Below are 1,791 nucleotides of genomic sequence, written 5' to 3'. Positions count from 1 at the left end.
GATACAACCCTTGCAAAAACCGTTCTCCAGCTACGGAGATTGAAAGTTTTTTATGCTGTTTTAGGCTCTAAAATGCGGTTCAATTTTTCATGAACGAGAAATATGCAGTGGCTTCCCAAGTATTCCTTTTTTCCCAAATTTAAGGGCTCAATTTTCTTTTCCATTAAATATTCAAAGTCGTTTTGGCTTAGACCAATGTGGTCTCCGAGTATGAATGTGATTTGTGGTTTTTTGATTTTTTGAATTTCGCTTAAAATTTTGTTTGTACTGTTTCCTGTTTTATGTAGTAGGTAGATTTCGGATTTATTTATCTGTTCTTCTATTATTTCTTGGAAATTTTTATTTATTAATTTAAATCCCGGAGGAAAGGATGATGCACCGGGATCTAACACCCCTCTTAATACTGATGCGAGTTGAAGTTCGTCTCTTGGCAAAGCTTTTACCTTTTCTCCATCCACCTCAATTGTGAGTGGGGGCCTCGGCGGTCCTTCTAATACCGCATAAAAAACGGTGTCTACTCTATGTGTTTTTGATAGGAGTAAGGCGGATAGGATACATCTGCATACTAGATCCATTCTTCCCCCGCTTCCAGGCAAGTCTTTAATAGTGAATTTGTTATCGGTGCGGGTTTTACTGGCTTTGAGAATAAATACTCTTTTCAAAAATTTTCACCTAGAGACTGATTAGCGCTATATAGATCATATGGAATGCTAAAATTACTGCGCCTGCGCCGAAAATTTTGCGAAGAAGATTGGGAGATATTTTCAGCGCAATTCTACAGCCTATCTGGGCTCCTATTATTGCTCCAATGATCATAATGCCACCAATCAGCCAATTCACTTGTCCTAACATGCTGTGCTCAAATACGCCAACGGATGTTGTAAAAATAATCATAAACATAGAGGTGGCTACCGTGATGATCATAGGAACCCTAAGACCAACATTCAGCAATGGTACTTTAACAAGCCCTCCTCCTATTCCTAATAGTCCGGATACCAGTCCCGCCACGAATGAGAATGCTAAACCCAAAGGTACATTTATATTGTACTCATAGATTTCGCCACTTGTAACTTTAATCACTCTTCTCCAATTTAGAATACTTTTCCTTATGGATTTTGTCTTTTGTTTAGGAACTTCCTGAGAATTGTATGGATTTTGTTTTCTTCTTCTAAAAATCATGTTTAGCCCAATTATAATCAATGCTACTCCAAAAATCGAACTGAGTATATCTTCCGGTATCCAGCCAGTTAAGTATGCCCCTAGGAAGGCTCCTGGGGTTGATGCTATTTCTAGAACTAAACCTAATTTGTAATCTATAATTTTTTTACGGGCGTATCCTATGGTGGCGGAAAACGAGGTGAATAAAATGATTAATAAACTGGTTCCTATGGCTATGTTGATTGGTTCATTTGCTACGTAATTTATTATTGGGACGTTGAGAAATCCTCCTCCCACACCCAGCATAGCTGCAATTATTCCTGTAAAAATAGTAATCCCACTTATTAGGGTGTATAGCAACCATTCACTGCCGCCGCTGAGGAGGAGGTACAAAATCCACCAATCCAATTGATCATACTCCTATTACGTAGTTAAGCCAACGAGGAAGCAAATTCATAAAATAGTTTCTTATCTACCTATCGAGAAGGCGCCTTAAGTATGTGGGTTGTTGGGATAGTTCGAAAAGAATAATTGTACTCGAAACCATCCCAACGGTGGTGAACCCCACATGTCAGAAGTCGTTTTTGAAGCATTTAAATTTAACGAACAATTAGAAATTCCCACCACACCCCT

At 38.6% G+C, this 1,791-nt stretch carries 2 protein-coding genes; both read right to left on the bottom strand.

The features are described 5' to 3' along the window. Nucleotides 1–50 precede the first annotated feature (50 nt). Nucleotides 51–662 (bottom strand): tRNA (pseudouridine(54)-N(1))-methyltransferase TrmY, encoded by a 612-nt coding sequence (locus ACUVXA_RS20515; protein ID WP_445873154.1) that lies wholly within the window; start codon nucleotides 660–662, stop codon nucleotides 51–53. Nucleotides 663–672: 10 nt separating this feature from the next. After that, complete coding sequence (locus tag ACUVXA_RS20510; RefSeq protein ID WP_445873153.1) at nucleotides 673–1,566, bottom strand: sulfite exporter TauE/SafE family protein; 894 nt, start codon at nucleotides 1,564–1,566, stop codon at nucleotides 673–675. Between the last annotated feature and the right edge of the window lie 225 nt (nucleotides 1,567–1,791).

It is taken from the genome of Candidatus Jordarchaeum sp. (assembly GCF_052745115.1).
This window is presented reverse-complemented; position numbering and strand designations above follow the sequence as displayed.